Source organism: Candidatus Dormiibacterota bacterium (assembly GCA_035544955.1).
Taxonomy (GTDB): domain Bacteria; phylum Chloroflexota; class Dormibacteria; order CF-121; family CF-121; genus CF-13.
Genome location: DASZZN010000014.1, coordinates 188649 through 211339 on the forward strand (window position 1 = coordinate 188649; position 22691 = coordinate 211339).

Sequence of the window (22691 nt, forward strand, 5' to 3'; positions counted from 1 at the left end):
ACACAGGATGCGCTCCAAACCGATGTGCTGACGGCAACCGTGACGGCAACCGCGCGAAAACGGTGTCCTCATCCCTGATCAAGGCTGCGACTTGACATCGTGCGCGAGCCGCTCGTCGGACCTGCGATCCTGCACCGGTAAGATCCAGAAGCATGGGTGGCACGTTGGGCGCCGCAGCCCTCATCGTTTTGGGCTGGTTGCTGGGCCTCCCGACCGCCTTGTTTACGGAGTGGCTGCGCCGCCGTCGCGAAAAGAGCGATCGCCAATCCAGCCGCCAATACGAGACGTTGATCGCTCTGCAGGAGTCTCTGCTGATCGTCTACCGCACGACCGTGGCGGGCTACCTCGAAGATCGCCGCGTGTCACGAGAAGCTGGCACCGGCCAGTGGATCCACACGCTGCCCTCGTCAGAGGACAATCAGAAAGAGTTCGATGCTCGCGGGCGCATCGTGATGTTGCGGGTCCGGGTCGAGGATGCCGAGCTCGGCAGCCTGATCGATGCGGTGATGGGGACGGTGGGAAAGTTCCTGATCGTGGACTCCGAACCGAAAGCCAAGGCGCTCATTCAGGAGCTGCTCGACAGGCACAATGCCGTTAACCAGCGAATCGGCGCCCTGGTGACGAAGACGTACTGAGTCAACCGGCTGCCGATGCAGCGGCAGGGACTGAGCTAAATCATGGGGAAGGGGAGGGTGGTTAATTCCCTCCCCAGTTGACTCAGCCCGCCATGATCGAGTCGAGCTTTCCGATGCCGTTCAGGATCGCGAGCCTCGTCGACGCCGCCGTTGCGCTCGCCTTCTGGATGGACTTGATGGCGCCGCTGTGCGCGGTTTCGATCGCGTCGAACTCCTCGACGAGCTTGCGGAGCTGGCTGAGATCTCGCCTGGCAGCCTGAAGGTCGACCACCTGATCCGTCCCAGCGGTAGCCTGGGCGAGTGCCTGCATGAGCGCCATGTGCACGGTGGCCGCCAGCGCGGTATCATCCGCGAGCTCCGGGTTGTACGCCACGAAGAAGTGCCCATCAACGGTGCCGAAGCCGCGTCCCTCGGGAAGCAGCTCCGGCGTGTCGGTGATGAAGATGCACACGCTGGCGCCTCGGTTCTCGCAGGCTTGCCGGCACGCGACCTTTACGGCGTCGAGCGAGAAGCGGCCGTTCGCGGCCTCCCTGTCCTTGGCCTCGATAACCAGCTTGATCGCATTGCCCCGGGTCAGCGGTCCCGAGAAGGTCAGCAGGTGATCGCCGTGCTTTCGCACCCTGACACCTGTGTGGTCGGCGCAGCGGACGACTTCAGCGCCGAGCGGGCGGACGATCGAGGCCAGGACTCTCGTAAGCTCCTCCTCGAAGCTCCTTCCCTTCGCCACGCCGATCGCGGCCCTCGCCTCGCCCTCGATGATCTGGCGCTTGAGCGAGTCCAGCTCGTCCTTGATGGCCCGCACGATCCTGTCACCTTGGCGCGCCAGCACACCCTGGTCCCCGTCCTGCAACATCGTGTCCATCCGGAGCAGCGCCGCCCGGGTGATCTCGTCCAGCCGCTTTGCCATGACCGCCAGGATGCCCTCGGGCGAGTTCGGATCAACGTACTTGCCCATGGTGCGGACCAGATCGTCCCGGAACCTCTGGATAGCATCGGACATCTCCTTGCGTGCCGCCTCGCGGTCGGCCGTCATGGTGGCCGTCAGCTTCTCCTTCAGGTCGTGGTCCAGTCCCTGGACCAGACTCGACACCTTCTGCTCCATGAGCTGCACCGTGGCGGAGTCTCTAACGAGGATGTACTGGTCGGCGCCCAGCTCTGCAATGGTGGCGAGCAAGTGTAGCCGATCGTCGCCGGTGACGGTGCCCAGGAGCCCCGCCGTCTTCGGAGCCTCTAGCGCGGCCTCCCGGATGCGAACTACAGCCCCCTGTACGGCAACCTCACTGGCGGCCGCCAGGGTCTCTTCGATGTTCTTGGTCTTCAACTTTTTCTCCTCCCTATACGGGATGTGTTCGGTTGGGCCGTTTTCCGCCGGAGGAGAGCCGCTTTGCGCGTAGGCCGGGCGGCTCGTCTCCAGACGGTGATGTCGATCGAATCGACCCAGGCCGCCCGGTTGCACCCGGGGGCGCTGGGCGGTTATAGCGTCCTGGCCTCACCTCCTTCCTGCTGGTCGCAGATCACGACCTTGACACCGAGGTTGCGCTCGATCCAGCAGACCGGGCATTCTCCGGAACGCGGCCGATCCATTGCAAGGATGCGGCGCCCACGCGCTGGTGCCAGGAGCTGCGCCAGCTCGTAACGGGCCAGTACCTCCTGGACGCCGTCGAGCCAGGCCATCCAGTACAGGACCGTCTCTAGCTCGGTCTCGCCGATCGCGCCGTCGGGCAGCCCCTGGTCTTCGTAATCACCAGGGGGCTGGAACAGCCCAGTGAACGCCACGATCGATTCGGTCTGGTCGAGCATGGACTCGGTACGCCATAACGCGACCACGACGTCCGCATGCTTGATCGGCGCATACGTCGCGGCGGCCTGCGGCGCGACCCCCTCCGCCCAATTGATGCCGGTCTCGACCCCGCGGCGGTATGTCTCGGGGCCGTTCGGCAGCGCTTCGATGAGCGGCTCTGGCGAGGTGACCGCCCGCAGCTGCCGGGCGCGGCGGCCTGCTTTCTTCTTCCTGATCACGGAACGCCTCCAAAAATGCGGTTGTTGAGGCCGTCGCGCTGTCGCCGCACCGACAGGAGACGGCTTTGCCGTATCCTTGTTCTGCGTAGGCTCGGGCGGCTCCCGCGAGACGGCCGATGCTTGTTGAAAGGCCTCGGGTTGCACCCCGGGGCCTTCGTCTCGGCCGGGTCGCTACTGGTTCGTCTACGCATCACCTCCCTCGTCAGTCCGGTCATCCCATTACACCCCGTACGAAAGGCCGTCGCAAGAGGCACGATGCGCCCATGGGAGCAAAAGTTGCCTAAAGAGCAAACCGAGTGGCTTGACGGCAGAGCGTCGGTGGTCGATAGTAGGTGAAGGCGATGCGAACGATTGCATGGAGCTGGCCGTGAGGTTGGGAGGCGATGTAGATCCCGAGGCCCTCCCTGCCATCGCCAAGGTCCTGCGGGAGTATCGGAAACTGGCCGGCAAGGTCCTCAAGGAGGTGGCCCGCGACTCGGGCGTTTCCATCAGCCACCTATCGAAGCTCGAGAATGGGAAGAGGGTCGCGGTCAGCAAGCGCGCGATCGGAAACATAGCTTCTGCACTGAACATCCCTGCAGGCGAGCTGTTCACCGCTGCCGCCGTGCTTCCTCGCGACGTTGAGCGGGAGATCGCCGATCCCAGCCTGGCAAACGCGGTGATGATCGGATACAGGCTGCCGACCGGCACGCGGGCTGCTCTACGACGGATGCATCTCGGTGCATTGGCCGGCAAGGCTCAGGTGATGGGGACAACGCGCGGCCGGGCGGAGCCCGAGCAGCTGCTGGCCCGGCGCGGATATACCTGGCGAGCGGATGCCCAGGAGAATCCGCCCTGGATCCATCTTGGTTCAGCCGAGGTGATCTGTGCAGGCGATGCCGAGCATCCCGACCATGAAGCAGTTATTCGGTTCGAGCTGGCGCACGCTTTTGCCCATCTTGAGCTTGACGCACATCCGCGCTGCGATATTCGGGCGATGGGCGAGCCCGCCGAGCGGGACGCGACCAGCTATGCGGCCTTCCTGCTCGCGCCGAACACTATCCTCGTTGCGGCTGCTCAGGGATCCCGGCTTGAAGTCTGGGAGGACGGACCGGGCGACTTCATCAGGGAGATCGCTGGGCGGTTAGGCGCTCCTGCCTGGCTGGTAGCAAGGCGCCTCGGGGAAGAAGGATTGCTTGCGCAAGCTGCTGGAGTTGGTGAGACATGACCGAGCCGTTCGACCGAAGCCTTCCCAGCCCGATCGCCCTGGCGTTGCAGCTGCGGGCGTCAGCGGATGCGTCAGTCGTCGAAGGAGACAAGGCCCTGAGCGACCTACAGGAACGGATGCGGGTCGCCACCCCGCTTGAGGACAGGATCATCACTCTCGCCAGGTCTGGCCGTGTAGCCGCCGTCTTCATCAGCGGTAGCGCCGGAGGTGGTAAGAGCCTTCTCGTAGGCAGCCTCCGCGGTACCGATGCAGATGCGTTCGGCTCGATCGTTGAGGATGCTACGCACTCGGATTCACCGTCCGAACTCCAGTATCAGAGGCTGATCCGTTATCTAGAGCCTTTGGCCGACGGCCGGCCCCCGTACAAGGGAAAGCCCCTGCTCATCGCCATGAACACGGGCATGGTCATTCGCTTTTTCGACCAGCTTCGCGAGGCCAGGGGGAAGGCGCACGGCTTCACAGCCCTGGAGCGGGAGTTGAAGCGGCGGTTGAACTTGCGTCACGCGGCTGATGCGAAGGGCCTGACGCTGCCGGGCGCTGTGGCCGTTGTTAATCTCGACCATCGCGCAACTACCGGCGGTTCCGACAGCCTTTTCTCAGCAATGCTCCGCGCAGTTGATCCGGACGCCGACCGATCAGTTCTTGACGGGCGCCGCTGCAGGTCGTGCACGGTCCGCCAATGGTGCTTCGTCCGAACGAATGCACAGCTGATCAGTAGCAAGGAGGGGTGCTCGGCTATCGACAGTGCCGCGGACGCGCTGGCATTCGATCGCGGCCGGCCACTGCAGCCGCGGGCTCTGTGGGATCTGATCGCCGACCTTCTGATCGGGGGCGAAGCATTCACCGAGCCCGATCCTTGCGATCGGATCGCGAGCCTGGCGGCTGACGGGCAGGGCGAAGAGGTGGTGTTCTGGCGTCTCGCCACTAACGGCATCTTCAGAAGGCCGCTTCCCGCGCCCCGCCGTGCCGGATCGCGGCGACAGTCAGTTGTCAGAGCCGTGCCTCCCACTTCGCGCCTCGGCCAGGCAGCTGAGGCGATCCGGGAGCTCGATCCGAGTTTCAAACCCGACGAGAAGATCCACCAGGATCTGGCCGATGTTGGGATCGAGCCCGCTCGGGACCGCGAGCGGTTCGTTGCGATTCTCGGAGGGGGGCCGGCAGCTCGGGAGGCGGTGGTAACCGCTGGGACCGGGCTAGAGCGGATTCTGCGAACAGCCGCCGACCTCGTGCCGGCCGTAGCTCGGGGTGTAGTCAGGGCTCGCTGGATGGCAGGGCAAATCAGCCTTGGAAGCCGCAACCCGGACTTCACAGCAGCCGTGTCAGCGGCTGCTGCGGGCCGCTTCGACGATCCGGCTATAGATAACGTTCGCGAAGGGGTAATCAAAGGCCTTGCTGCCGGGTTTGGAAGCAGTGTGGGTGAGAGGTTCTTCTTCAGGACCGAAGCCTATGACCCGGATCGTGACTGGGAGATCCTCGTCGAGATCGACCTCGAGTCGCCCTCAGATGACTATCTTTCCCCCTTTGAACCCGTACTGGAAGCGAATCCTGACGGCGCAGCTCTCGTCTCGTACCGTCCAATGAGTATCTCGTTTCGCGTGCCAGGGGGCACAACTTTCGCTGTGGACGTCCAACTCCACAGGCTGCTGCAGCTTGCGGCAGCGGGAACGTTACTCTCGACCGCCGATCTAGAGCGGTCTTACCAGCTGAGGCATGCAGCCGAAGTTATCGGACACAGCGGGGCTCAAGATGAAAAGAAAGCGCTGCTGCTGGTCAAGCGCTCTGAGTCCAGGCGGTTTCTTATATACCAGCGCCGCCAGTCCCTTGCTGCGCGGGAGGTTTCGTGATGGATCCCGAGCGCCAGGCTGTCAAGAGCCTGGCGGAACGGATCGGGGCGGACCTCCAACTTGATGACGGGACTCTGCGAGTGGGCAAGCGCGGCATTCGGCTGCCTGTCTTGAAGACAGAGAAGGCGCAGCAAGCGGATCCGATGCTCGAGCTGAGATATGCCCTTCCTTCCCGCGCCCATGGTGACGCCCGGGAGAAACTCCTCTACATGCTCCTGCAGGACGCAGCGGACACCAAGCCCGTTGAGCTCGATGGCCACTTTCGCGATCGCCTGCCTGAACTAGTGGCCGTCCCTGATGCTCTTGCTCGCCAGGTGATAGCAGAAGCCATGCAGGACGCGTACTGGACCCGGCCTAAGAGAGTGCCTTACCTGGTGCCTTACCACTCATCCTTTCCGCTGTCCTTCCGCCTTTCGAGATCTGTAGGAGGTGATTATGCTGAGGCCCGGTACAAGCTGTTCTCGGGCGCAATCATCCCCTTTCTGTGCTGGCGAGACGGCGCAGTTGACAAGCATCTGGTTGGCCGGTTGCTGGACTTTATGAACGACACGCGCGGCTTCTCGCTTGCGGACCGGCTGATGCATCGCGCAGTGCTCAGCGACCAGCCCGAGCGGCCGACGGCGGCCGATGCGGACGTGCTTGTTGGCCGCCTGGGTTCTGAGATCGCGAAGGAGCTTGAGGAGCGGCCATTCTGCCCCTTTGCCCTCGTGCAGTTCCAGGAGGACTTGAATGTCCTTCTTGACCGTACAGCACGGCTGCCGCGACGCGATGTTGTCGACATGCTGACTGAACTCTTTAGCCTGCACCTCGCAACCTACTACTACCGCCTGGCGCAGGTGCTGGGTGAACAGTTGGATGAGGCCGTTGCAGCGAGTGCCGATATAGAGGCGCCTTCGCCATCCTGCCCTTGTACGAGCGGGCTTGAGTCATGCACGCTAGCTGGCCGCATCCGCTTCAGGGTCGGGAGCGGGGGTGACCGACCCGTCTCGCGTCAGGATGGCTGCGCAACCGCCTATCGGGATGTTGACGCACGGCGGCTGCACCCCTTGCCTGCCACGATCGCGACTGCGAACATTTCTCAGCATATTTGGGCTCAACTGGGCGGTCCGAGCGGACCACCTTCACGGCCGCGGCTCGCCGACCTTGCCAGCGAGCTCCGGAGAAACGACCAGTTTCGCGCTGAATTCAACGTTGTGGCCGCTGGGATTGCCGCGATCAATTCGTCGCTGTACGATACCGCCGCTGATCCGGCTGCCATCGCTGAGGAGGTGGCACGGCAGCCAAACCTCTTTGGACTCTACAGCTCAATCTTGGCCTCGAAGAGGCCCCACAAGGAGGATGGAAGGCGAGTCGACAGGCTCAAGTATCACGGCCGCGACGTCGTGAACCAGCTCGTCAAGATTGCGCCAACGGCGACACTGATCCGGACCCGTGGCTCCGTGATCTTCTACGAGCTCGACGAGAGGATGCTCTTCCTTAGCGTCCTTCTCATCTGCGGTGTCAGGGAAGTCCCATTTGACACGTTTGTAACCAAGCTCAGGCGCTATGGCCTCTCCCCGCAAGATGCCAGCGAGCGAACGCGGCTCGCGGACGCCCTCGAGAGGCTAGGCATGCTCCACCGCTATTCCGACGCGGGGGAATCAACCTATGTCCACTACCCTCTCTGATCGCGTCTGCGACCTGGTCGTCTCGCAGCTTATCGCTGCGGCGGCCGAGTGCGTAACACATACCCGCCTCTACATGGGCCCGTACCTAGGTATCGATCCGGCCGACGTTTTCGACGGACTGATGAGCCGCGCTGACAGGACCGTGGTCTTGCCCGACGTGTCCGGGCATGCGGAATTGAGGGCTGTGGGGGCAGGGTCTTCTCTACTCATTCCATACCTTATCCGCAACGACCCAGGGAGCCGGATGAACTGCGGAACCGAGGGATTCGCATCACTCGTGCGCGGCCGTTTCACAGCCAGCACGTCACCGATTCCCGTGCGAGTCCTGCTGATACTCGCGGTGGATCCCATCGAAACGATCAGAACAGCTGGCGATGATGCGACGCGGTTGCCCGCCCTCTCCTGGAGCGTTCTTTGTGAGAGGGCAGCTGCGAGCGCTCAAGGTGGCCCGGCAGGTCCGCTTGTTTCGGCCGTGGCCTCCGACATCGCAAAGGCGGATCGGCCGACTGAGTCCGTTCTCCGCGAGTTGGTCGCCATCGCAAGCAATCCGTGGGTTTCAGCGGAAGCGGCGGGACGAGCCCTGCCCCGGATCGGCGTCTACGTTGCCGCTCCCGAGGCGGCTCAAGATCCAGGCCGGCTGCCGGCTGCCCGGAGCTGGCGGTTAAAACTCGAACGCTGGACAGAGCCTGGTGCCGACCTCGAGGGATCGCTACGGAAGGAGCTAGGCGATGCTCTCGTGGTTGACCGAATTCTGAACGGGATACGCCCGCAGGGCCTGGACTACTCAACCTTCATCCTTGGGGATCTTGAGGCTGCCATGCCAACCCACCCTCCGAAGCTTCGGCGCCCAATCAGGGGATACCTTGCGACGCTCACGTGCACGAACGGCTTCGCCCTATGGCTGGCTCCAGCGGGATCCGCTATCACGCTGAAGGCGGTCGGTAATCTCACGCATGCCACCGCGGACCTGGTCTGGGCCGATGGGGAGCGGGTACAAGCGACTGTTGACGGTCAGGCGCAGGAGGTGTCAGTTCAGGCGGAGGGGGCCGGCTGGCGGTTCGGGAACCTTACCGTGCGCCGCGGGCGCACATCGGACTCGGCCTTGCTTGCTATCTATTTCGCAGAGGGCAGCTGGTTTCCGGTCGAGGCCGGAACGGTCATTGACATCGACAATCAAGCGTTCCTCGTCGAAGCGGACGCCGAGGCCTACCTGGTGAGCCCAGCACGGAACCTCGGCCGCGTTGAGATTGATACATCAGGGGATCCGACCGACGAGCGCATCTTCAAGACGATTGAGCGCAACCAGGAGCAGCATGACCTGCCCATCTACCTGCAAGGCCAAGGAGACCAGATCCCTGGCCCGGAAGGCCCGGACGAGCCTCCCGATGAGAAGCCTGATGAGCCAATCGACGAGATCAGTCCGGTCCACGCCATGGTCCTGGGCGAATCGGCCGACATCAGGCTGTCGGAGCGCGGGGACGTCGATGAGCTAGAGATGACCGTTGGAGGTCGCCCTTACCGGCTTGCGCCGCAGCAAGTGGGGAGCCTGAACGGCCTTTCGCTGGAGCGCGAGATCCTCGCATCACCGGCTGCGTGGGCGTTCACCGCCGTGAGCGGAGATTCCGGTGGGATCCGGCCGGACGCGTCACTCGAACGAGTCTCGATGGTCGGCGTACCCCAGCGGGAGCTTAATGATTTCCAGCGGTCGCGCAGCGAACTGTTCGCGGCACTGGCGCCGTTTGGCTCGGCTTATGCGGTGATCGACGAGGCGGTGCGTCCTAAGGCTTTTGCATACGTTCGCGCCTACAAGAAGCTGGTTGAGGCCCTTCCGAAGGCAGGCCGTTACCAGCCGGAATACGACCGGATCCTCCTTATCGACACAGTCTTTTTAACTGGCGCCGGGGATCGGTACATCGCGCCGACCAACCCGCTAACGATCGCCTTCTATCTGAGCTTCTGGGGAGCTGCGGCAGATTGGTGTGTCGCTGGGAGCCGCCCATCCGATGCAGATCTGCGGACGATCAGCCCTCGGCATCTTCTGCCGCTCCTCAATGCCGGCGCCATCTGGCATGAAGCAGTCAATTGCGACGCGTTCCTGTGGCGGCGTTACCAGCCGTTGGTAACGAGCATCCCAGCGATGGACTATGACGATCGCTTCATTGCCCGGAAGCTCGATTTCTTCCTTGATGTGCACCCGGCCTACAGTGATCCAGACCAGTCGCTGAGCATCTCGCTGTATGAGCCCGGAGATGGCGTGGCAGTAGTGCGAGCTCTCGAAAGGTTCTACTGGCCCGACTTGACTGCGGAACAGTACGCCAGGCCCAGGCTGCAGCTGAACCTGCTATCCAGAGGGGCGGCCCTGCCGGAGGCGATCGCCCGGCTACTTGGCGGATCAGGTACCCGCCCAATCGACCATCTTGTCCGATCCCGGGTGACAGTTTCCTCACACGACGCACTGCCGGAACAGGGGTTCGCCAACCTTCCGTTCAGCCACATTACGTTCGTTCATCGCACAGCAACCGAGCGTCGGCCGGGTCCCGTCAGTCTGGACGAGCGTGCATCGACTTTATTTGTTGCTGGCTTGTGCCCGGCCTCCCGCCGCGCGTCAACCCGCACACCCAACGGCTGGGAGTTTTACTGGGGAACCTTCGGCGGTGCACTTGTCGGAAGCTTGAACGGGGCAGATGCTGCCTCCGATCTACAGGCAATCGAACGGCGTTGCCTTGAACTGGTTGGTGGCCAGAACCAGGAGATGCTCCATCAGGGCGAGACCAGGATGCTGGCAACGCGCGTCAGCTCTAATTTCATGCGGGACGTGTACGCCCGATCCATCTGGGTCGTCCATATGGAACGCCTGATTGGTCTCGAGCTGTTCGAGCCGCAGCCTGGATCTCATCAGCGCTATCTCATCCAGTACGAGGAGAGCTTTGCAGGCCTGCCTGGTCTCGACGGGATCACAGCTACGGAGCACGTAGACCCTTATCACAAAGCGCTGAAGGAGGCGCTCCGCTCGATCGAGATATCGCGGCAGGGGCTCGATCGCCTCTTGAACTTGCTTAATGCCGTCGCCGGTGGATGGGCTCTCGAGCTCCTACACAGCGGAACGGAGGACGTCCTGGCCATGGTGGGCGTTGTAGCCGCCATAGCGGCCTTGCAGGATCTCGATAATAGCTTCGATCGGAAGGAAGGGCTTGGTGTCCTTCTCTCCGTTCGCGAGATGCTGGAAGTCCTGCCGGCAACCGTGCGGCCGCCCGATCGATCTGCGTCCGACGATCTCGTCTTCGTCTGGATTCCCTTCAACCAGCGAGAGGCTGTTTCCCTAACGGCACGGCTGGTTGAGGTGAAATTCTCAACCCTAGGCCGGCCCGAATTCGCTCTGGCCCGCCAGCAGCTTGAAAACACGAAGCACTGGCTGGAAGCAACATTCAACTCTCCCGGGCCGGAGCACCTATTTCGAGCCCGAGATATGTCCGAATTCATCCGCGCCGCGGCAGCCCGCAACCGAACGTTTGGCCTGGGCCCCGCTCCGGATCGTGCCCCGTTTGAGGCCGCACTCGCACTGATTGCGGCGGGTAGCTTTCGAGTCGACGCGCGGTTCTGGGTCGAGGGGCGCGAACTAGCAAGTGACGTAGTCTCCATCGAGCTAGAAAGTGATTCCGATGCCGTGCGAACCGATCTGCCCGGTGCTGGTGAGGCGTGCGGCCTGATCCGGCTCGGCAGGCAATGCATAGAGGATCTCGCGGATGGGCGCAGGCTATCGTCAAGCCAGCCCTGGAGCGCACCAGCCTTCGCCCAGCCCGGGAAGCCACAAACCTCCAACGAAGCCTCGCCAGCTGCATCCACATCCGCTGGCGCTGGCCAGCCTGGCAGGACTGCCACACCCTCGGTTCAGCCAGAAGTAGAGGCGGAGGTACGCCGCCTTGCCCGGGAGCTTGATGCCGCCGTCATCAAGTACGATCTCGAGCTCGAGCCGTTCCGTCCGCAACTCGCCCAGGTGGGGCCCTCGGTAATTAGGTTCAGATCCAAGCCTCTTGGGAAGCAGGCGCTCGAAGGCATTGCGCGCCGGGCCGCTGATCTCGGTAGGGAGGTTGGCGTGCCGGAGGGCGTGTTAATTGGTCAGGAGCCTTACTACGTGACGGTGGACGTTCCCCGCAGAGAGAGGCAGGTTGTTTACTTCTCCGATCATGTCGAGAAGCTTTCGGTGGCCCGGCTACCGGGAGCCCTCAGCTTTCTTTTGGGAATCGCGCCGTCCGGCGACGTTGCTGTCGAGGACATCGCTCGTCTGCCGCATCTGCTGATCGCCGGCGCGACCGGATCAGGAAAGAGCATCCTTCTCCGGTCTATTCTCTGTTCGCTCCTCCTAGTGCATCCTCCGGATGAGCTGCGTATCTTCCTCGTCGACCCAAAGCAGATCGACTTCATGCCATTTGAGGATGTGCCTCACCTCGTCAACGGGCGGATCATTACAGATCCCGTTCAAGCTGTTGCGGACCTCCAGGAAAACATTGAGGTCGAGCTCTCGCGGCGGCGGCCCATTCTCAAGCGGGCAGGCGTTACAAATGCTCTCGATTTCTATGAGGCGGGCGGAACGCGGAAGCAGATGCCGCAGATGGTGATCATGGTTGATGAGTTTGCTGACCTGGCGTCTACGCTCGATCGCACGGGCCGGGCGGCTTTCATGTCGATCATCCAGCGGTACGGGCAGCTAACTCGTGCATTTGGAATCTACCTGGTCCTGGCCACGCAGCGGCCGAGCGTTCAGGTCATCACAGGCGACATCAAAGCGAATCTCACAGCACGCGTCGCGCTCAAGCTGCTAGCGCCTCAGGACTCCGTGACCATCCTCGGCCATGGGGGCGCTGAGTCACTGCGAGACAAGGGCGACCTCATCTTCGAACATGCTGGTCGGCGGGACCGGCTTCAAGGATTTCTCGTGCGGCCGCAGGACGTTGCTTCCGCGGTCAACCGCTGGAGGCGCGACGGCGGGTCGGCGCTGTAGCTTTGGATGATCGTCGCTCGGCGCTAGCAAGCCGTCTTCCTCCATCAGGCCACGGATATGAGCGGCGATTCTTCGCGCAAGGGCGGGAGGTACTGCGTTAGCGACCTGAAGCGGCTGCGTTGAGCGCGGCCCGCAGAAGACATAGGTATCCGGGAAACCCTGGATGCGGGCGGCTTCACGGACGGAGATAGTGCGGTTGAGAACCGGGTGCACAGGAAACGCACGGTGTCCCGCAATCAGCGTCGGGGCGAGGTCAGTCCCCAGGCGACGGTACGAGATCGGACCCTTACCCGATCCCTTGATACGCGCGATTTTGGCGACGACGGCAGCGCTGTGCGCCATCGTGGAGGCATTAAGAAGGACAGTCCCATTGTCCTGGTGGGCGTATTCCGCAATCGTTCCCGATGGAAGCCAGGGCAGATCCTCGAGCGCCCTCATCAGCCGGCCCTCCACCGGTTGCACTACGGGCGCTGGAGGCGCTGGCGGAGGAGCGTCCTTAATATTGCGGCGACGACCGAGGAAAATAAACCGCTTCCTTACTTGAGCGACCCCGAAGTCTGCGGCATTCAGCAGATATTCCCCGGCTGCATAATGACTTCTTCCAAGGGAAACCCTCACGCCGTGGAGGAAGCTGAAGCCTTGGACATTCTTCAGACCTGGCACGTTTTCGATGACGATATAGGCCGCATTCAGCTCCCGAGCGAGCCGAGATACATGCTTGAACAAGACGTTCTTGGGGTCGTTCGCTTGACGGGCGCCCGCGGCTGAATAGCCCTGGCATGGCGGCCCCGCAAGAAGGACAGCAGGTTCGCCAACGCCCGGTACGAGCCGCCTGACATCGAAAGCTTTAAGCCGCGTCACATCCGCCTCGACAACGGGCACGCCAGGGTGATTGGCGCGGTACGTCTGGGCAGCATTGCGGTCCAGCTCAACCGCAAGAGCGATTTGGAAGCCTTCCTGGCGGCAACCAGTCCCAAAGCCACCTGCACCAGCGAAGAGCTCGACAGCGACCGGATGACGGTCATCCCGGCTTAGTACGCGCCCGGTCCGGCAGAACGAGACCAGCACACACCTATCGCACTTCGGCCTCTGGCTCGTACATATGGCTCGTCCGTGGTGGACCAGATTCATGTGGAGGCGTTTGCGTATGGCGGGCGTGATCGCGCTCTCGAGCGGGTCGTGGTCCGCCTTGCGGTTTCCGGTTGTCAATATGCCCAGCCGCTCGACGATTCTGTGCACGTGAGTGTCTACCGCGAACCGCTTTCGGTCGAGCGAATAGGATTGTATGCAGCGAGCGCTCTTGGGACCGATTCCTGGAAGCGCGTCTAGAAATCTTTCGGCAGCAGCGTCGGACATTGTTCGCAGGTGATCGAGCGTTAGATCTCTTGGTGGGCTTGCGTATGGCCCTATCTTGCGAGCTTCGTTGTCCGCGCGAACCGCCTCGAGGATCCCGACCAGCTCCCGGGTTCTCGCCCGGTGGAAACCGCCGGGACGAAGAAGTTCCCTGAGGTCGGTCGGCCTAGCCGAAAGGACATCCATCCATCTCGGGTAGCGGGCGCGGAGCTTTCTGAACAGCTTCTGATAACAGTCTTCGCGTGTTTGCCGGCTAAGCAAAATGTAGACCGTCTCGGCAAGCGGGTCTGTGAGATTGCCCAGATCAGCTGACCTGTATGTCACCTCGAGAAGCTCGTCGATGCGTTCAAGCGTTTGGGCCTGGGTTAGCTCTACCATCGGGCTCTTCCGCCTCATCCCTGCGACCCCGGGTGCGGCGACCTTAGGCGCGCCCACGTGAGAACATCGGCCTTTCGATAGCGGTAGCACCCGCCAACCTTAGTAAAGGGAAGGCCGCTCGCCTTTCTGAGACGCCACAAGGTGGTGCGGGACGCCTTCAGGAACTTCCGGAGCTCAGCGTCGGTCAAGAGCTCGTCCGATTCTAGATCACGCATGGATGCTGAAACATTCTGAAACGTCCCGCGGCAGCATAGCAGGTTCGCCGAACATACGTTCGCCCAACCGCTACATAAGGAATTCCGTCATGAGGCGGGCTGCTTCGCGCTGCATGTCTGGTGTGACGTGCGAGTAGACATCGAGGGTGATAGCAACGGTGGCATGGCCGAGCATCTCGGCGACGATCTTCGGGTGTATGCCGCGGCTGAGCATTAGCGTTGCGGCCGTGTGCCGAAGATCATGGAACCGGATCGTCGGCAACCCAGCCTTTCTAAGGAGCGGACGGAAGGCACGTCGCACGACCCACTCTGCCGACAGCGGTCGGCCGAGCTCATCACAGAAGACGAGCGTCGTGTCCACCCAGGCCGGGCCGGCTTGCAGGTTTTCCGCAGCCTGAGCCGTTCGGTGTCGGCGAAGAGCCGCAACGGCTTGGTCGGTGAGCGCGATCTGGCGGCGCGAACGCGCGGTCTTGGGCTCGGTAATAGCGGGTCCGTTTGGCCCTGGCGCCAGCGTTGCCGTCACCCTCGCGGCCGCACGGTCGAGGTCGAGCTCTGGCCATCTGAGAGCGAGGAGCTCGCCTTGCCGCATGCCCGTAGTCGCGGCCAGGACCCATAGCGCTTCGAGGCGCTCGCCGACGGCAGCCTCGAAGAGGGCGGCAACGTTTTCGCCGGAAAGAGTCCGCATTTGCGGGCAGGCCATCTTTGGCGGGCGGACTAGACCGGCCGCGTTCCGCGGCACCAAACCCCAGCGGACCGCGTCCTCAAGTGCCCGATGCAGCACGGCCTGCGCGTGATGAACGGAGGTCGGGCTTGCGCCTCCAGTGAGCATCCGTTCCTGCATCGTCCGAATATGAAGCGGACCCAGGCGGACGAGCGGGATTCTGCCGATGGCGGGCACGATATGGACTCGGAGGTACTTCTCGTACCGGATCCACGTCGAGAACCGCAGGTGCGGACGCATGCCAGGCAGCCAGTTCCGCAGGAAACTGCCAGCCGTTTCACGCGTTGGTCGTTGGTGGAGGCCGTCTTCGCGGGCCTTGAGGCCGGCCATCAGGCGGCGGTGAACCTCAGGCCGCGACTTGCTCACGAAACGATGGCGGTGGCCATCGACCGTGTAGGCAATTTCCCAACGACCGTCCTTGCGCTCATAGAGGGTACCGTCGCCATTGGCGCCCTTCCTTTTCCGAGTGGTCTTTCGCGAACGTGTATCAATCATCGAAATCAGCTCCCATTGCTCGAGTCAAACAGTGTCGACATGGTACCGTCGACGCGCGCATTGTCAAGGGCGTTTCTTAGGCGTGTCCCAGGAGTCGTGCGCGATGCGGCGAGATTTATGTCGGCTGAGTCTCGACAGGCTTTCATCTGCGCCTTCAAGGTGCTGCCAGATCCAGTCCTGCAACGCCTCTCGTGGGACACGAACCGATCGACCGATCCGAACCACGGGCAGCTCGCCGGTTCTTACCAGGGCGCACACCTTGGTCCGACCAAGCCCAAGCGTCGTCGCCACCTCGGTGATTCGTAATAGCAGCGGTTCCATCTTCTCGACGTCGCTCGCTACCGACAGGTCCTCAGCCGAAGGCGTTTGGTCCCTCATTGCTTCGACGCTTCAGCCCACAGGGGAAGGGAGACGAAGCCAATCCGGTCAAGGGATCGGATGAAGGTCTGGTCCGAGGCAACGTTGATGGTGGCGCCATCGCGGTCAGCGATCGAGAGCGCGTCCCCGCTGGCGCCGGCGAGGAGCTTGACATCGTCCGCGAGGCGAAGGCGGGTGATCAGCCGGTCTTCCGCACTTCCTTGCTCGTGGCCCGGATCATCCAGGAGAGCCGCAACGAGGCCGCGGAAGCTGTCCGCCTCGCAACCCCGGAGGAAAACGCCGTCTCCGACCGGATGGAAGAGCATGCGAAGCGGCAGCTCTTGCTGGTCGGCCGGATGGATGGGCCGGTACATGTCAGGCGGCTGCCCCTCGGCGCGTCCGTTGCCAGGCTGACCGCTGGTAGACCCAATAGAGCTTTAACTTGTCCTGCGGCCGGACGAAGATCAGGTCGGCAAAGCGGCGCAGCAAGCGATCGCCGTCGTCGGGATCGCGTGGGCTGCGGTGACTCCCGAGCGTATGTCGCTCCGGCGGGATGGCCGCGTCGGGCAGCTCGGCTGCGCGCTTGGTCACCCAGCAGGCCAGCTTGATGTTGGCCTGCAGGCGAACGGGGTCGAGGCTCGAGTCAAAGTACCGATACTCGATCGTCCGATTGCGGTCCAGGATGTTGCCGAAGTTCAAGCCAACCGAATGGCTGCTACCGACTCGGTTGGCAAGATCGCTGAGGCCCTGGACCTCTTCGAACTGGCCGGAGCCCATGGGACCACACCAGCGGTAGCCATTGGTACTGCCGCGGTGGCTGCGTCCCCGCTGACCCGTCGCGGCAGCTAGACGGTACATGAGATCCTCCGCCCAGGCGCACACCTTCGCGACGCGTCGGAATTTGTTCACGTCGTGGTCCATGCCGGCGGAGTCGACCCCCACGTGGACATGCCCACCGGTTCGGCCGGTCGCTCTCGCTCCGTGCGCTTGCAGGATCTGGCAGACGCGTTCCAGCTGGGCCCACGCCTCGGGGGTGTCCTGGAGGACCGGGCTTACGACCTCGCCCGAAACGGTGGCGTCGTGCTCAAGCGTCCATTTGCCGGCTACGCGGCTGCTCGAGTGGTATGGCTCCTGGCGAGCGCTCGACGTGAGCCCCGCTTCGTGCAGTGCCCGAGCGACGGCATTGGGGTCGGCACCGTCGAACTCGATCTCGATACCGAAGGTCTGGTTGGGGTCGCCGATGACGTTCTCGCGCTCATAGCTGGCTGCTTGTCCGGTCATGGCCAGCCGTTTGAGCTCTCGATGCAGGGCCTCATTGGCCACCAGCGATCGCTCGCCTTCGGGCACCTCCTGTCCCTGAATCCGGAGGAATTCGTCCCAGAGCCGCTGGGCCTGCTGCTGCTCTCGGTCCGTGCGCTCCCGCTGCTCCTGATATCTGGCAACCGCTCGGCTGTAGAGCTCGGCCCACTCGGGCGTGCCGACTGGCGGGTCATCGTCAACGATCGGGGTGGAGGCGACGACCGCCACCGCTGCTCCAAGAACCTCTGGGGCCTGGGCGATAGCGAGAGCGGGACCGCCCCGGCCGGATGCTTGGACGGAGACGGCACCATCAGCGACGGCAATCGTGCCGTGCGACGCTCGACTTCCACCCTTGCTCGGCATCTACCCGGCACGAGCCAGCCGTCCGCGCAGCGTCTGTTGGATATGCGCATAAACACTCTTGACCGTTTCCGCCGACATGCCCGGCGCAGCGTTTGCCTCTAGGCAATACACCCGGTCGGTCTGCAGGTCCTCGATCACGTCCACGCCCGCGTAATCGAGGCCGACGCGGCGAGCGCCTTCGCGTGCCACGGCCGCGACAGAGCGCGGGATGACCTGCGACCGTTCGAAGCTCCACTCCGGCCGCAGATCGTCGGGGGTAGCACCTTCCGGAGGTCGCTTCAGGTAGGCGGAGACAATCCGGCCGGAGAGCACCGACACTCGATACTCGCGGCGATCGGGGATGAACTCCTGGAAGCAGTCGTAGCCAGCGCGCTCGGCCTGCGGCCCATCGGCCGGGAGCAGCGCCTTCCCGCTGCCCCGTGACCCGTGCCGACGCTTGCCGACGACGTGGTTCGAGCCAAGCAACGCGAGGTCTCCCGGATTAACGACGGTCCGCGGCGCGAGCTCGCGCAAACGCCCCAGCGACTCCACCTGGTCGGAGGCAACCCGGACGGCCTCCGGCTGGTTGAGCGCGACGGCCTCTTGAGGCAGCGGCTGAACAGATCCCCAGTTGAGGATCAACGCAGGGGAGCCTCCCGGAGGAACTTCCCTGGCGTCTCGAACAATCCGAATCTGGGCGCCCTGCGACGCAACGGCTTCGATGTTGTGTGCCATAGCCTCGGAAGGGATCGAGGATGGGACCAGGACACACACCGGTACGTCATCCCGGGACGGAGCAAAGGCAATCTCCCGGATTCGCACGCTTCCTGATGGTTGATTGGGCGGTGCCTCTGCGCCGGCGACCAAGCCGTGCGGTCGTTGGCTCGCGATTGCGAGCAGGCGCGTCATCGCTTGCTCCTCGGCGGATGGTTCAACCGCGTATCCTGCCGACAATCCAGCCTCCCGCCGCGCGGCTTCGAAGGTGCGCAGTTCCTGGCGGCGTTGGCGGAAGTCGTCGAGCGCCTGCCGGAGTGATTCCTCGTCCCCGCTACCAGCGATTCGCTCCAGTTTCCGCAGGCGGGCCAGCACCCGGCGGAGGCGATACCGGTAAAGCTCGTCCGATTCTTCCGGGCTGAGGCTCCCCTGGCGAGCGGAGAGCTCGTTGAATCGGTCGACCTCCGGACCTCGCCGCAGTCCACGTGCCAGCTCGGCAGCGTCGAAGGCGGGCGCGAGGAGATCTATAGCCTCCGGCGTCCCGGAGCTCATCGGTTCCGCCGTGTCGGAGGGAATCGAGGAGACGTGCGGTTGAGCAATCTCGTCAAGACCGGGGAGCGACACGGAGAGCGGTCCCGCGCCGCCGCCGCCCGACGCCCTGCTCCCGCGCTTAGATGGCATCTGCAAGCCTGTCTTCGTCGAGGAGTGCGCCGTAGGTGCGGTCATTGTGGGCGCAATTCAGCAGGAAGCAATTGCGAGCCGAGCGAGCGACGGCCGTCCCGTGTTCCGTTCCCAGGAGACGTCGTCGCTGGGCGAGCGCGTAGGCCATGCCATTGCAGATCACCAGGCGCCGGCCGGGAGCCGCGCGTCGGTAGGCGGCCAACCGATCCGGCGCATGGACGCCCCCAAGGAGGAAGGTGACATCGTGCCGCACCGCCTGGTGAAAGAGCGCAATGTCTTCCAGCGTCTCGCGCAGCGCCCGCTCACTGGCGTGGACTTTGCGGCCGTCGCAGAAGAGCGAGACGGCCGTCAAGGACGGCTGGCTGTTGACCCAGTCAGCCCACAGCTGGCCGTCGGGCTCGAACCGGCTCCAGCCGATGTCAGCGATGGCGGGCAGCCCAGCCTCGATCAGCTCGTGGAAGAAGATGAACGAGCGGCGTTGCTGAATGAGCTGCTCAAAGCGCGAGTGGTCGTACCAGACGGAGAAGTTCGGCGCCAGGATCAGGTCGAAACCGAGTCCTCGGAGTTCCTGGATGACCGAGCGGCGATTCAACCAGAGCCCCTCAAGCACGCGATCTTCCACAAAGCACTCCAGTGCGACCTTCGTGGCGGGGCCCAGCCGGTACACCTCTCGAAGAGGCCGATGGTGCTTGGGCGTGATCCGACTTCCTGTAACCCCGAACACCCGGCCTGCATGAAGGGCCACCCACGGAATATCCACCGGGTCGGCGTATGCCTGGATCAGCACGGGGAGATGGACAGGCAGGTCCACGGGTTGGTGATGGACGATCGGGCGCCGCCACGTGAGGTCGAGGCCGCCCAGTTGATTGCTAACGGCTTGGCGGACATCCATACGAAGAAGGGGATTGGTCAGGCAGAGGGCGCACCGATCGTTGCCGGTGGGGCCATCGCGATGTCCGACCCGGCAGAAGTTGGGTGTCTTTCCGCATCGAGCAGCGGCCGGACAGAGATCACAATTCAGGCCGCAGGCTGAAGCCACCTCAGGACTCCTCCTCGAAGGCGCTGATGGCCTGCCGGAGGTCAACGAGGACATTGACGACGCCCTGGCATTCGCTCGGCGATAGGCGGCGTCGAATATTGGCGAGCGTCCGGGCGAGTTGGCGGCAGAGGTCGACAACGATCCCGAGCTGAACCTCGAAGGCGAGCCGGTCTTCCGCCGGCCCAGCGGTGCCGCCCTCGGCGGTGAGGGCTGCCTCCACCGTTAGGTGCCGATCCTGTCGAAGGCGGTCCACCGCCGCGTGGACTTGGTTGTGGGTGAGGCGGCCAGGTCGGTAAACCAGGGCCGCCTGTCGCTCCGGATCATCCAGGCGGGCGATCTGGATTGCGTGCTCAGCCGGCAGGTGGCGCACCCCATCCTGAAGGTGGGGGTCCAGGCGCAGGATCCTGACCTTGTCCTTGCGCGCCGTCTCCGAAATCCGTAGCGCCCTCTCGGTGTCGCGCCAGCGGGCAAGCGGTTTCGGGACCAGCCCGCCTTCGAACTTCATCAGGTGAACGTTCTGGGCGATCAGCAGTTGCTTGAGGCCGTCAAGGTGTTCGGTGAAGCCGCCCCGAGTCGTGATGTGCCTCTCGTCTAAGGGCTGGAAGGGGACAATCGCGTCCCGGAGGAGTTGCTCGGCGACCGTGATGTCGCGGAGTGTCTTGTCCAGCAGAATGCAGTGGGCCTCCTCCACGGGATCGAGGTCGGAGCGAAGCTGGTTCTCCTCGTACTGTTTCTCGAGGCGCTCGAGGTAGCGCAGCCGAGGATGAAGGCGGGCCAGGACCTGGCTGATGCCCGCCGCCCGCGCCGCCCGCCACCGCTGCTCGCCGCACACGATCTCGATATCGGCCCGGCGTTCCTGCCGCCGGCTCGACCTCCAGCAGCGGCTGATGGCGCCCCGCCTTCATCGAGGCCGCGAGCTTGTCGACCAGGTCCATCGACCGTGCCCCTCCTTCGGTTGGGTCCACGACCTCAGAGAGCTACCCCGATCCGGCCCCCATTCGCGACCGGGATGCGGGAACTGCACCAGGCAGATTTGATCCCTCGTCATTCTCTGCTTGATGGCTGGGAGTCGCCACTCTCCCTCAAAAACTGCGAAAGTGTGGCACCGAGTTCCTGCTCGCCCCGCCGGCCTAAGCCGGTCGGCCGCACAAGCGGCAGATTCCACCCCATTACCCAGACGGCCTTGGCTCGTTGTCGAGAGATAGAAGCCCACCAGGTAAGGCGACCAAGCCTCGATTCCGCAACCTGCATCGCTCCGAGGATGCGACCTACCTCAACGTAAACGCCTCGGCCGTTGCAAAGAAGTGCGGTCGCTGGAAGCGCGGCCACCTGCCACCGAAAGAATTCGGTGTCTGTTGCCCAGAGGGCTGCCGCCTCGGCCGGCCAAGTGCGACCTAGCTCCGACCACGTTGGGAAGGTCGCCTCCTGGATCAGGTCTAGGTGAACCGCCATTCCAGTGGCGTACGAGATGCCCATCCCGTCAAGCACGTTATTCATGTGACCGAACCACCGACCAAAGGTGGGTCGGCCGGGGTCGAAGTAATGCCTCATCGTTTCGATTGCTCGTTCGCACTGTAGATCGCTGAGAGTGTCGCGGCCAACTGCACCCAGCGAAGTTAGCGTTTCGAAACGTCGGACATTGGAGCCATCGAGCTCAATTAGTCGAGCGCTGTCAGATCGACCGGCGTGTCGTGCGTATTCGCGGTACGAAGGGTTGATGGCCACAGTCGCTGTGATGGCCCGGTCTGGATCGCCGAAGAAGAGAACGGGAAGCGACCTGGGCACCGAGTGTGGCGATGGAGCTGCTCGCAAGCGCTGGTTGAGGTTCCGCTTCTGCGAAACCGTAAAGGCCTCCGATGGGCGGGCGCGGCTCGTATCACACTCTGCCATAGACATCGGTCGGGTTCATGAATTCTTCTTGGGCGAGGACCCTACGCTGCCGAGTCGCGGGTTAGTGGGAAGGCCCTGGGCCTTGGCTTCCCGGTAGTAACCGCGGCTCTCTGCCTCCATCCATATAAGAACTTCAAGGATCCTTACCGGCGTGACGACGTATCCGCCCTTCACCAGATCATCTCTCAGGGCCTTTATCTCGGTCAGGTTTGCCCGGAGATCCTCTCGGAAAGCACGCCATGCGGGCATCGTTGCCTGGGCGGCTTTCGTCTTGTCCTGAAGTCTGCCTTGGGTTGACTTCAAGTGGAGCGCATCGAGATAGAAGAGCACCACCACTGAGTCGAGCATCGGGATATAGTTCCGCCTCTTGCGATGTAGCACTTTTGTTGCTACGGCAGACAGCACGCCGGGTACCGAGATGGCTGCGCTCAGAAGCGACTCGCCAACTTCTAAATCCGGGTCGAATATCAGGATGTCGGCGTCTACCGGGATTCGCGGGAGTAGCGGATCGCAAGCAGCGGCCATCCCACGGTGAACCTTCTGGACCTTTTCTCCAGTAGCCACTCGAGAGTTCATAGAGACTGTCACAAGGATGTCGAGAGGTTCAATGCGGTTCGGATCATTCGTTGGGATTGCATCGTAGTACGCGTACTCATTCGGAAAGAAGCGCAAAAGGCGATCCCTGCAGTTCGACAGACTGGGCCCGCTAGGCAGCTGCAGGTTCATCAAACGGAGAACATTCCGTTCCGAGTCCCTACCATTCCGTAGCGCGGGTCCGATCAGGCATCATCGGTGCGTAGATATAGGAGTGACCCTGAGGTCCTGAACAGCCCGAG

General features: G+C 63.2%; 16 protein-coding genes and 1 pseudogene. 6 read left to right on the forward strand and 11 right to left on the reverse strand.

All coding sequences use genetic code 11. The annotated features are described in order from the left end of the window. Window positions 1-152 precede the first annotated feature (152 nt). The gene (locus VHK65_06210; protein HVS05744.1) at window positions 153-635 is read left to right on the forward strand and encodes a hypothetical protein; all 483 of its coding nucleotides are present in this window, start codon (window positions 153-155) and stop codon (window positions 633-635) included. A gap of 82 nt (window positions 636-717) precedes the next feature. Here the strand turns inward: VHK65_06210 and VHK65_06215 are convergent, their stop codons facing one another. Both VHK65_06215 and VHK65_06220 read right to left on the reverse strand, forming a co-directional pair. Then, on the reverse strand, window positions 718-1956 hold the full coding sequence (locus tag VHK65_06215; GenBank protein HVS05745.1) for a hypothetical protein: 1239 nt from the start codon (window positions 1954-1956) through the stop codon (window positions 718-720). A gap of 152 nt (window positions 1957-2108) precedes the next feature. Further along, complete coding sequence (locus tag VHK65_06220; GenBank protein ID HVS05746.1) at window positions 2109-2654, reverse strand: hypothetical protein; 546 nt, start codon at window positions 2652-2654, stop codon at window positions 2109-2111. A 355-nt stretch (window positions 2655-3009) separates the two neighbouring features. Between VHK65_06220 and VHK65_06225 the strand changes: the two genes are divergently transcribed. From VHK65_06225 to VHK65_06240, 4 genes and pseudogenes are all read left to right on the forward strand, one after another. Continuing rightward, the gene (locus tag VHK65_06225) at window positions 3010-3861 is read left to right on the forward strand and encodes a helix-turn-helix domain-containing protein (protein ID HVS05747.1); all 852 of its coding nucleotides are present in this window, start codon (window positions 3010-3012) and stop codon (window positions 3859-3861) included. Between the two features lie 116 nt (window positions 3862-3977). Beyond that, entirely contained in the window at window positions 3978-5705 is a 1728-nt protein-coding gene (locus VHK65_06230; GenBank protein HVS05748.1) for a hypothetical protein, read from the forward strand. 110 nt (window positions 5706-5815) lie between these two features. Then, window positions 5816-7372, forward strand: coding sequence for a hypothetical protein (locus VHK65_06235; protein ID HVS05749.1), 1557 nt, complete (start codon window positions 5816-5818; stop codon window positions 7370-7372). A gap of 3466 nt (window positions 7373-10838) precedes the next feature. Next, a pseudogene (locus VHK65_06240) lies at window positions 10839-12119 on the forward strand (FtsK/SpoIIIE domain-containing protein). A 117-nt stretch (window positions 12120-12236) separates the two neighbouring features. Here the strand turns inward: VHK65_06240 and dcm are convergent. The 7 genes from dcm to VHK65_06275 form a co-directional block, all read right to left on the reverse strand. Further along, window positions 12237-14102 (reverse strand): DNA (cytosine-5-)-methyltransferase, encoded by a 1866-nt coding sequence (gene dcm / locus VHK65_06245; protein HVS05750.1) that lies wholly within the window; start codon window positions 14100-14102, stop codon window positions 12237-12239. Window positions 14103-14387: 285 nt separating this feature from the next. After that, window positions 14388-15533 carry a site-specific integrase gene (locus VHK65_06250; GenBank protein HVS05751.1) on the reverse strand — a complete coding sequence of 382 codons (1146 nt, stop codon included), beginning with the start codon at window positions 15531-15533 and terminating at the stop codon, window positions 14388-14390. 63 nt (window positions 15534-15596) lie between these two features. Continuing rightward, complete coding sequence (locus VHK65_06255) at window positions 15597-15911, reverse strand: helix-turn-helix domain-containing protein (protein ID HVS05752.1); 315 nt, start codon at window positions 15909-15911, stop codon at window positions 15597-15599. Continuing rightward, on the reverse strand, window positions 15908-16264 hold the full coding sequence (locus VHK65_06260) for a hypothetical protein (GenBank protein HVS05753.1): 357 nt from the start codon (window positions 16262-16264) through the stop codon (window positions 15908-15910). The genes VHK65_06255 and VHK65_06260 overlap by 4 nt, the downstream gene beginning before the upstream one ends. Before the next feature lies 1 nt (window position 16265). Further along, window positions 16266-17417, reverse strand: coding sequence for an amidoligase family protein (locus VHK65_06265; protein HVS05754.1), 1152 nt, complete (start codon window positions 17415-17417; stop codon window positions 16266-16268). Window positions 17418-17552: 135 nt separating this feature from the next. Continuing rightward, window positions 17553-18926 (reverse strand): hypothetical protein, encoded by a 1374-nt coding sequence (locus VHK65_06270; GenBank protein ID HVS05755.1) that lies wholly within the window; start codon window positions 18924-18926, stop codon window positions 17553-17555. Beyond that, window positions 18916-19737 carry a DUF4417 domain-containing protein gene (locus VHK65_06275; protein ID HVS05756.1) on the reverse strand — a complete coding sequence of 274 codons (822 nt, stop codon included), beginning with the start codon at window positions 19735-19737 and terminating at the stop codon, window positions 18916-18918. The genes VHK65_06270 and VHK65_06275 overlap by 11 nt, the downstream gene beginning before the upstream one ends. 9 nt (window positions 19738-19746) lie before the next feature. Here VHK65_06275 and VHK65_06280 point away from each other — a divergent pair, with 9 nt between their 5' ends. After that, on the forward strand, window positions 19747-19959 hold the full coding sequence (locus tag VHK65_06280) for a hypothetical protein (GenBank protein ID HVS05757.1): 213 nt from the start codon (window positions 19747-19749) through the stop codon (window positions 19957-19959). Between the two features lie 7 nt (window positions 19960-19966). On the opposite strand, the gene VHK65_06285 is transcribed toward VHK65_06280, so the two are convergent. Together VHK65_06285 and VHK65_06290 are read right to left on the reverse strand one after the other, a co-directional pair. After that, on the reverse strand, window positions 19967-20797 hold the full coding sequence (locus VHK65_06285; GenBank protein HVS05758.1) for a hypothetical protein: 831 nt from the start codon (window positions 20795-20797) through the stop codon (window positions 19967-19969). A gap of 1073 nt (window positions 20798-21870) precedes the next feature. Then, window positions 21871-22527, reverse strand: a complete 657-nt coding sequence (locus VHK65_06290; GenBank protein ID HVS05759.1) for a DUF6308 family protein — start codon at window positions 22525-22527, stop codon at window positions 21871-21873. Window positions 22528-22691 lie beyond the last annotated feature (164 nt).